Origin of the sequence: Mesorhizobium sp. M4A.F.Ca.ET.090.04.2.1, from assembly GCF_003999085.1 — a bacterium.
Lineage (GTDB): Bacteria > Pseudomonadota > Alphaproteobacteria > Rhizobiales > Rhizobiaceae > Mesorhizobium.
In genome coordinates, this window is the sequence record NZ_RZOT01000239.1 from 1 (window position 1) to 8,624 (window position 8,624).

At 65.7% G+C, this 8,624-nt stretch carries 10 protein-coding genes; 3 read left to right on the forward strand and 7 right to left on the reverse strand.

All coding sequences use genetic code 11. The features are described 5' to 3' along the window. Nucleotides 1–510, forward strand: a 510-nt coding sequence (locus EN781_RS17765) for a dihydroxyacetone kinase subunit DhaK (RefSeq protein WP_145965539.1), incomplete at its 5' end; no start/stop codon positions are given. A 10-nt stretch (nucleotides 511–520) separates the two neighbouring features. Continuing rightward, a complete protein-coding gene (gene dhaL, locus EN781_RS17770) occupies nucleotides 521–1,159 on the forward strand; it encodes a dihydroxyacetone kinase subunit DhaL (RefSeq protein WP_126056067.1) in 639 nt (212 codons plus the stop codon). Here dhaL and EN781_RS17775 read toward each other — a convergent pair. Genes EN781_RS17775 through EN781_RS17785 form a run of 3 tightly spaced genes read right to left on the reverse strand, consistent with a single transcriptional unit; the run spans nucleotide 1,156 to nucleotide 3,167 of the window. Next, nucleotides 1,156–1,596, reverse strand: a complete 441-nt coding sequence (locus EN781_RS17775; protein WP_126056068.1) for an RpiB/LacA/LacB family sugar-phosphate isomerase — start codon at nucleotides 1,594–1,596, stop codon at nucleotides 1,156–1,158. The two genes, dhaL and EN781_RS17775, sit on opposite strands and share 4 nt — an antisense overlap. Nucleotides 1,597–1,624: 28 nt before the next feature. Then, nucleotides 1,625–2,383 carry a triose-phosphate isomerase gene (locus EN781_RS17780; RefSeq protein ID WP_126059196.1) on the reverse strand — a complete coding sequence of 253 codons (759 nt, stop codon included), beginning with the start codon at nucleotides 2,381–2,383 and terminating at the stop codon, nucleotides 1,625–1,627. A gap of 13 nt (nucleotides 2,384–2,396) precedes the next feature. Next, nucleotides 2,397–3,167 (reverse strand): DeoR/GlpR family DNA-binding transcription regulator, encoded by a 771-nt coding sequence (locus EN781_RS17785; protein ID WP_126056069.1) that lies wholly within the window; start codon nucleotides 3,165–3,167, stop codon nucleotides 2,397–2,399. A gap of 267 nt (nucleotides 3,168–3,434) precedes the next feature. On the opposite strand from EN781_RS17785, the gene fba reads away from it, so the two are divergent. Further along, a complete protein-coding gene (fba, locus tag EN781_RS17790; protein ID WP_126056070.1) occupies nucleotides 3,435–4,499 on the forward strand; it encodes a class II fructose-bisphosphate aldolase in 1,065 nt (354 codons plus the stop codon). Between the two features lie 52 nt (nucleotides 4,500–4,551). Here the strand turns inward: fba and EN781_RS17795 are convergent, their stop codons facing one another. From EN781_RS17795 to EN781_RS17810, 4 genes are all read right to left on the reverse strand, one after another. After that, nucleotides 4,552–5,493 carry a TIM barrel protein gene (locus tag EN781_RS17795; RefSeq protein WP_126056071.1) on the reverse strand — a complete coding sequence of 314 codons (942 nt, stop codon included), beginning with the start codon at nucleotides 5,491–5,493 and terminating at the stop codon, nucleotides 4,552–4,554. Nucleotides 5,494–5,573: 80 nt separating this feature from the next. Then, nucleotides 5,574–6,647, reverse strand: coding sequence for a class II aldolase/adducin family protein (locus EN781_RS17800; RefSeq protein WP_126056072.1), 1,074 nt, complete (start codon nucleotides 6,645–6,647; stop codon nucleotides 5,574–5,576). Beyond that, nucleotides 6,647–8,164, reverse strand: coding sequence for a glycerol-3-phosphate dehydrogenase (locus EN781_RS17805; RefSeq protein ID WP_126056073.1), 1,518 nt, complete (start codon nucleotides 8,162–8,164; stop codon nucleotides 6,647–6,649). The genes EN781_RS17800 and EN781_RS17805 overlap by 1 nt, the downstream gene beginning before the upstream one ends. Before the next feature lie 34 nt (nucleotides 8,165–8,198). Continuing rightward, a partial coding sequence (locus tag EN781_RS17810) for an NAD(P)-dependent oxidoreductase (RefSeq protein WP_281034378.1) occupies nucleotides 8,199–8,624 on the reverse strand: 426 nt, incomplete at its 5' end.

The following is an 8,624-nucleotide window of genomic DNA, read 5'->3' on the forward strand; positions in this document are numbered from 1 at the left end:
GCCTGCGACCGCATGCTCTCCTTCGACGAAGTCGAGCGCATCGCCAGGAAGGCCAACGACCACACCTTCACTATGGGCGTGGCGCTGTCGCCCTGCTCGCTGCCGCAGACGCGGCGGCCGAACTTCGAGATCGGCGCCGACGAGATGGAGATCGGCATGGGCATCCATGGCGAGCCCGGCATCGCGCGCGGCAAGCTCAGGACCGCTGACGAGATCACCGACGAGATGCTGGACAGGATCATTGCCGAGATGGCGCCGTCGCGTGGCGACAAGGTCGCGGTGCTGGTCAACTCGCTCGGCTCGACGCCGTTGATGGAGCTCTACATCATGAACCGGCGCGTCAAGCAGCGGCTCGACGACATCGGCGTCTCGGTGCATGCGACCTGGGTCGGCAATTACTGCACCTCGCTGGAAATGGCCGGCGCCTCGCTGACGCTGGAGCATCTCGACGGCGAGCTGCAGACCCTGCTCGACCATCCGTGCGATTGCGCCATGTTCCGCGCCGGCTGAGGGAATTTCCATGACCGCCATCGGAACGGCAGAGCTGAAGAGAATGTTCGACGCCATCGCCGCGGCGATCGAGGCCGATAAGGACAGGCTCTGCCAACTCGACGGCGTCATCGGCGACGCCGACCACGGCATCGCTATGGCGCTCGGCTTCAATGCCGCGCGCGATGCGCTCGCCGCGCTCGATCTTGTGGCGATCGAGCCGACGGCGCTGCTCAACACTGCGGCGAAATCCTTCCTCAACGCCGTCGGCGCCTCGTCGGGCCCGCTTTATGCGACCGCCTTGATGCGCGCCGCCGCCGCCGTCAAAGGCAAGGCGACGCTGGCGGCAGACGATGTCATCGCCATGGTCCAGGCGATGGCGCAAGGCATCAAGGATCGCGGCAAGGCCGAAATCGGCGAAAAGACGATGATCGACGCCTGGCAGCCGGCGGCCGAGGCGGCCGCCGCCGCGCACGCCGCGGGCAAAAGCCTGGCCGAGAGCCTGCAGGCCGCGCTGACCGCCGCCGAAAGCGGCGCCGAAGCGACCAAGGACATGATCGCGGCCAAGGGCCGATCCTCGCGGCTCGGCGAGCGTTCGCTCGGCCATATCGACCCGGGTGCTGCCTCGGCCGTCACCGTCATCGGCGCGATGCGAAGCAGTCTCAATTAGGCCTTGGCTGCATCCAAACGGTTGATCGCCTGAACATTGCCGGCCGACGGCCCCTTCTCGTCGAATTCCGAGGCGAGCCAGGTATCGACGATCGCCTTGGCGAGCTCCGGACCGATGACGCGGGCGCCCATGGTGATGATCTGGGCGTTGTTGGATTTCGCCGCGCGCTCGGCCGAATAGGTGTCGTGGGTGAGTGCGGCGCGGATGCCCGGCACCTTGTTGGCCGAGATCGAGACGCCGATGCCGGTGCCGCAGAACAGGATGCCGCGATCGTTCTCGCCGTCGACGATGGTCTGGGCGAGCTTTTGCGACAGATCGGCATAGTAGCCGGCCTGGCTGAGGTCGCTGACGCTGAGGCCGGATTTGGTGGCGAGGTGGGCGGCGATGACGTCGAGCAAGGGCTTGCCGGCGCTGTCCGCTCCAATGGCTATTCGCATGATCTTGTCCTTTCCTGTTCGAATGATGTCAGATCGCGGCTGAGGCGCGCTGGAGGATGTCGATGTAGCCTTGCGCCCGCCAGGCGGAGCGGCCGATGAAGAGGCCGTCAATGTTTGGTTGGCCGATCAGCTCGGCCGCGTTGCCGGGGTTGACGCTGCCGCCGTAGAGCACCGGCGGCACCGAAGGCAGCAGGCCGCCGGCAACCGTTTTGATCAGCGCCTGTTGCCTGTCGGCATAGTCGGAGCTGGCCGGAATGCCCTTGTCACCGATCGCCCAGACGGGCTCATAGGCGAACAGGATTTTTGCTCCCCTCGCCTCGCCTTCGAGGAATTGCAGCGCGCCCTCGACCTGCGCGGTCAACACGGCATCGGCCTTGCCGCTCTCCCGCTCGGCGAGCGTCTCGCCGACGCAGATCAGCGGGATCAGCCCGTGCCTGACCGCCGCCGCCGTCTTCAGGCCGACCGTGTGGTCGGTCTCGCCGAAATGCTGGCGCCGCTCGCTGTGGCCGAGCTCGACCAGGTCGAGGCCGCAATCGCCGAGCATCAGCGGCGATATCTCGCCGGTCCAGGCGCCGGCATCGGCCCAATGCATGTTCTGGGCACCGACCTTGATGCGCGTCGATGCCAGCGCCTGCTTGACCTCGCGCACCGCCGTGAAGGGCGGAATGACGAAGGGCTGGATGCGCTGGTCGAACCCCGGCGCGAAGCCGGCCAGCGCCTTGGCGAAAGCGAGCGCCTCGGCGAGCGTCTTGTTCATCTTCCAGCTTGTACCGACCCAGTAGACCACGCGTACCACTCCCCTATTCCTTGCCGTCGACAACCGTCAGTGAAACCCCTGTGGCTTCCAGCTCGTCACGCACGGGCTGGCCGAGTTCGCTGCCGGTGAAGACCGCGTCGAACGCCTTGAGGTCGGTGAGAAAATGCAGCGCCGTGCGGCCGAACTTGCCGTGATCGACCAGCAGATATTTGCGCCCCGCCGCCGCCATCATCAGGCGCTTGGTCTGCACCACCTCTTGGTCCTGGTGGAAGGCCGAGCTGCCGTGGATGGCCGACGACGACAGGAAGGCGACGTCGGCACGCAGCGATTTCAGCGTCTCCTCGGCGAGCAGGCCGAAGAAGCCGTGGAACTTCTTGCTGTACTGGCCGCCGAGCGCGATCAGCGTGATGCCGCCGACACCGGCGAGATCCTGGATGACGGCGAGATTGTTGGAGATCACCGTCAGCGGGCGAAGATCGGCGAGGTGCCCGGCGATGCCGCCCGCCGTCGAGCCGTCATCGATAATCACCGTCTGCCCCGGCTCGATCATGGCGACGGCGGCGGCGGCAAGGCGCAGCTTCTCACCGACCGCCTGCTTTTGCCGGTAGCGGAAATCGCTCTCGAACAGGCCGCTCGGTTGGATCGAGGCGCCGCCTCGCACCTTGCGGAGGAAGCCGTTCTCCTCCAGCTCGTCGAGGTCGCGATGAACGGTCATCTTCGAGACGCCGAAGCGCGCGGCGAGATCCTCGACGGAGGCGGTGCCGGCCTCCATCAGGAAATCCATGACGCCTTGCCGGCGGCTGTCGCTCTTCACTCCGCGGTTCCTCCGAGCGTCCGGGCGCCTTGGTCGCTCTTCCATATATAACAACAGATATCGCATTCATATCACAATATCTGTGATAATGTGACAATGGCGTGGGATTTTCCTTTGCCGGAGATTGCCGACCTGTAACAAGAATTGCTCCCTGCGACGCGCCGGACGGTTGCGGTCCGCCGGGATTCCGGCCAGAAGCATCGGCGGGCTGGACGACGGTCGAACAGCCAGCAACCGAATTCGAAACCAGTTACGGGAGACTATTGGGTGGCTCGCATCACACTGAGACAATTGCTCGACCATGCCGCCGAACACGGCTATGGCGTGCCGGCCTTCAACATGAACAACATGGAACAGGGCCTCGCCATCATGGAGGCGGCCGAGGAGACCAAGTCGCCGGTCATCCTGCAGGCCAGCCGCGGCGCGCGCGCCTATGCCAATGACGTGGTGCTGGCCAAGCTGATCGACGCGCTGGTCGAAATCCACCCCGACATCCCGGTCTGCATGCATCTCGACCACGGCAACAACGAAGCGACCTGCGTCACCGCGATCCAGTACGGCTTCACCTCGGTGATGATGGACGGCTCGCTCAAGGAAGACGGAAAGTCGCCGGCCGACTACGCCTACAATTCCGGCATCACGCGCCGCGTCGTCGACATGGCGCATTGGGGCGGCGTCTCGGTCGAAGGCGAGATCGGCGTGCTCGGCTCGCTGGAAAGCGGCGGCGGCGAGCAGGAAGACGGCCACGGCGTCGAAGGCGCAATCAGCCACGACCAGCTCCTGACCGACCCGGAACAGGCGGTGGAGTTCGTCAAGGACACGCATGTCGACGCGCTGGCGGTGGCCATGGGCACCAGCCACGGCGCCTACAAATTCTCGCGCAAGCCGGACGGCGCGGTGCTGGCGATGAACGTGATCGAGGAGATCCATCGCCGCCTGCCCAACATGCATCTGGTCATGCATGGCTCGTCGTCGGTGCCCGAAGAACTGCAGGAGATCATCAACAAATATGGCGGCCAGATGAAGCCGACCTGGGGCGTTCCGGTCGAGGAGATCCAGCGCGGCATCAAGCACGGCGTGCGCAAGATCAACATCGACACCGACAACCGCATGGCGCTGACCGGCGCGATCCGCAAGGTGCTGACCGAGAACCCGTCGGAATTCGACCCGCGCAAGTACCTGACGCCGGCGATGGCCGCGATGAAGAAGCTCTGCAAGGAGCGCTTCGAGCAGTTCGGCACTGCCGGCAACGCGCCGAAGATCAAGCCGATCCCGCTGTCGGACATGGCCAAGCGCTACAAGGCGGGCAGCCTCGATCCGAAGTTCGGCTGAGGTCTGTTCCGACCCGGTTCAAAGGGCGTGAGCCACAGCGGCTCGCGCCCATTTACTTTGCCTGCCGCGACAGATCCGATCGTCCGGCGTCGATGAACGGCGCCCAGTAGTCGACGGATTCGCGGATCATTGCGACGACCTGGTGGTCGACCGGCTCGCGCTCGCGGAAGGACAGTTCCAGGCAGATCTCGTTGTCGGTGCCGCCGCCGCGCCGCACCGTCTCCAGGAATTTCTCCGGCGTGATACGGCCATCCCTGTTGTAGGCGGCGGTGAAGGGCCAGTGGCCGCCCTTGTTCATCGACGACTGCTTGATGTGGATGATCGGCGATTCTTTCGGGAAAGCCTCGGCCCAGGCATAGGGGTCGATGTCGGCGGGATTGCTGGAGGTGACGTCGCCATGGTCGATGTCGACCATCATCTTCAACGGGATGGCGAGGCCCGCAGCTTCGATCTCGCCGTGCAGCGCGCGGCAGCTTTCGATGGTATGGCCGAACTCGCGGCCGACCGACATCGGCTCCCAGAACAGGTAGGTCAGGCCGGCCGCCTTGGCATGATCGGCGACCTCACGCCAGCATTCCATCGCGATGTCGAGCAGCCGGGCGCGGCGCTCAGGGTCGTCGTAATCCTTGTGGGTGAAGATCGCGAACTGCGTGCCGATGCCGCTGGCGCCAAGCTCGGCCGAAATGGCGGCGAAGGTCTTGAACCAGTCTACATAGTAGCGGCGCACCTCGGCATCGGGATGGCCGAAATGGTTGAGCCGGCCATAGGGGCCGGTCATGCCAGAGGTGATGCGCACGCCGGTGCGGGCAAGTGCTGCCTGGAACAGCCGGACGAACTTGGCGATCGTCGCCGCCGGCCAGCCGGGATTGACGAATTCATGTGTGAGCTGGACGTCCCTTATGCCGATGTCATAGGCGATGGCGTCGATCAGGTCGTCCGGATCGGCAAAGCGGTTGACCAGCGGGTTGGTGTTGAGGGAGAGCGTGAAGGCCAAATTCCAGACTCCTGTTCAGGCCTGCCCGACAGCGTGACGACCGATGGCGCACGCACCCGAACCGCCGGCATGAAGCGCAATCATTGCAGCACGCTGCCGGCGCGCCGGTTGAGCTCCTGGCGGTATTTCTCGGCGTCCCAGTTCAGGAGCTCGGCATTCTCCTCGATGCTGAGATAGTTGACGCGCGCCGTCGGATCGACGCGGATGACGACATCGGCGAGGCAGCGCGCCATCGCCTCGGCGCCGGCATTGGCATCCCGGCGCATCAGTATGCCCTTGCCGGGGAAGAGGATGGAGGCTGGAGCCGGCTGCCCGGCAGCCGTTGTCCGCGCCACCACGGCGGCGGCATTCTCGTTCGGACCGGCGATCGCCGAGCCGATGCCGAGAAAGATCACGTGGTCCGGGTAGAGACTGCCCGAGGCGGCGATCCGGCAACTGGCGAGATCGGTGGCGGCGGCGTGCGCCTCGATCGCGACCGGAAGGCGGTAGGCACTACCCATGGCGAGCCTGATCAGCGCGTCGATGTCGGGCGCAGGCACCTTGCGCGGCGCGCGGGCAAGCAGGCCAGTGACGCGCCGCAGCAATAGGTTTGCCTCGGTGACCGTCTCGGCCGCGACCACCAGCCCATGGTTGCCGAGCACGAGCACGTCGGTGCCCGGCTTCAGCCGTTCGGCGATGCCTTGCGCCAGCGGCAGGCCCGGCCGGCGATAGGGCACGAAGGCCCAGTCGAGGCCGCGCAGTCGTTCCTCCAGCAGCGCCTCGGCATTGGCCTGGACGGCGATCGCGATGGTCTCGACGCAGTGGACATGGACGACGACCTTTTGCGGCAGCAATGCATGCACCGTCGTCTCAATGGACGGGCGCAACTGGTGCGGGTTGAGCTCGGCAAGCGTGAACACGGCGGCCTTCTCGGCCGCCGGGTCGTTGCGCGCGACGGCATCGAGCAAGGGCGCCAGCGCCACCGGGACCATGATGTCGTTGCTGGCCGCGTTCATCAGCCAGGTGCCGGAGGCCTTGATCCACAGCACACCGGCTTGCTTGAGCGAGGTGTTGCCACCGGCGCCCTGGACCAGCAGAGGATCGGCGCCGACACTGGCCGACAGGACGCGCAACGCCTGCAATTCGGCGGCATCGTGATCATTGCGTTCTGCCATCAGCCGGCCTTTGCCAATCGGTTCGCGCACCAGTCCTCGAAGGTGCCTCTCTCAGCGGCCGAGAGATGCAGACCGTGCTTGGTGCGGCGGTCGAGGATGTCGGCGGCGGTCGACGCCCACTCATGCTCGAACAGGTAGCTCGCCTCGCGCTCGAAGAAATCCCTGCCAAAGTGCCGCCCGAGCTGGTCGAGCGATCCGGCATTGCCGACCAGAGCGCGTGTCCGCGTGCCATAGAGCCGGCCATAATGCTTGAGCAGCGAGGCCGGCATCCAGGGGTAGTCGCGGCCGAGGTCGCCGAGGAACTGCTCGAAGTCGGCATTGGCGATGTCGCCGCCCGGCAGATGCGCAGCGGAAGTCCACGCCTTGCCCATTCTCGGAAAGAACGGCTGGATGCGGTCGAGCGCGTGCTCGGCGAGCTTGCGGAAGGTGGTGATCTTGCCGCCGAAGACGGAGAGCAGCGGCGCCTGCCCGGTCGGCGCGTCCAGCTCGAAAATATAGTCGCGCGTCACCGCGCTCGGATTGTCGGCATTGTCGTCATAAAGCGGCCTGACGCCGGAGAACGAGTAGACGACGTCGCCGCGCGTCAGGCCGCGCTTGAAGTAGCGGTTGATGGCCTTGATCAGGTAGTCGATCTCGCTCTCCTCCGCCGCCACGTCTTCCGGGCGCCCTTCATAGGGAATGTCGGTGGTGCCGATCAGCGCCAGGTCGTTCTGATAGGGATTGATGAAGATGACGCGCTTGTCGTTGTTCTGGACGAGATAGGCCTGCCGCCCCTCCCAGAATTTCGGCACGACGATGTGGCTGCCCTTGACCAGGCGGACATTGCGCTTGGAGTTCTGCCCGGCGACGCGGTTGACGACATCGTTGACCCAGGGGCCGGCGGCATTGATCAGCGCCTTTGCCCGGACCGTGGTCTTCACGCCGGTCCTGCCGTCGCGCATCTCGACCGACCACAGGCCCTTGTCGCGACGGGCGGCGGTGCAAGCGGTGCGGGTGAAGACCTTCGCCCCGCGCTCGGCCGCGTCCAGCGCATTGATGACGACGAGGCGGGCATCGTCGACCCAGCAGTCGGAATATTCGAAACCACGCATGAAAGCGTCCTTGATCGGCGCGCCCTCCGGCGCCGTGCGCAGGTTCAGCGTGCGGGTGGGTGGCAGCCGCTTGCGGCCGCCGAGATGGTCGTAGAGGAAGAGGCCGATGCGGACCAGCCAGGCAGGGCGGTCGTCGGGGCTGTGCGGCAGCACGAAGCGCATCGGCCAGATGATGTGGGGCGCGGATTCCAGGAGCACCTCGCGCTCGATCAGCGCCTCGCGCACCAAGCGGAACTCGTAATATTCGAGATAGCGCAGGCCGCCATGAACCAGCTTGCCCGAACGCGAGCTGGTGCCTTCGGCGAGATCGTCCTTCTCGCACAGGATGACGGACAGGCCACGGCCGGCGGCGTCGCGCGCGATGCCGGCGCCGTTGACGCCGCCGCCGATGACGAAAAGGTCGACAATGTCGCCGTCACCGCTCATCTCGCCGAACCCTCTACGCAACGCTTCATGGCACTCAGCACGGATTGACCGGCGGCAGGCCGGCAAGATAGCGGCGCACTTCCTCGGCCGCCTGCTCGGCCGCGTAGGTGACGGTGCGCACCGAGGCGCCAGCGATATGCGGGGTGAGCGTCACATTCGGCAGCTGCAGCAGCGGCCAATCCGAAGGCACCGGTTCGATCGCGAAGGTTTCCAGCATGGCGCTGGCGATATGGCCGGAGACCAGCGCCTCGTAAAGGGCGTCATAGTCGACCAGCGGCCCGCGCGCGGTGTTGATGAAGATCACGCCGGGCTTCATGCTGGCGATGGTCTCCGTGTTGATCAGGCCGCGGGTTTCCACGGTCACCCGGGAATGCAGGGTGACCACGTCGGAGCGCGACAGAAGATCGTCGAGAGCGACCAGTTCAATGCCGGCATTGCGGTCGTCCGCGCTCAGCTGCAC

Bases quoted from the DNA above. Each gene is read 5' to 3' on its own strand.
- EN781_RS17800 (WP_126056072.1), bottom strand. From the start codon at position 6,647: ATGGCAGAACGCAATGATCACGATGCCGCCGAATTGCAGGCGTTGCGC.
- EN781_RS17805 (WP_126056073.1), bottom strand. From the start codon at position 8,164: ATGAGCGGTGACGGCGACATTGTCGACCTTTTCGTCATCGGCGGCGGC.
- EN781_RS17775 (WP_126056068.1), bottom strand. From the start codon at position 1,596: ATGCGAATAGCCATTGGAGCGGACAGCGCCGGCAAGCCCTTGCTCGAC.
- dhaL (WP_126056067.1), top strand. From the start codon at position 521: ATGACCGCCATCGGAACGGCAGAGCTGAAGAGAATGTTCGACGCCATC.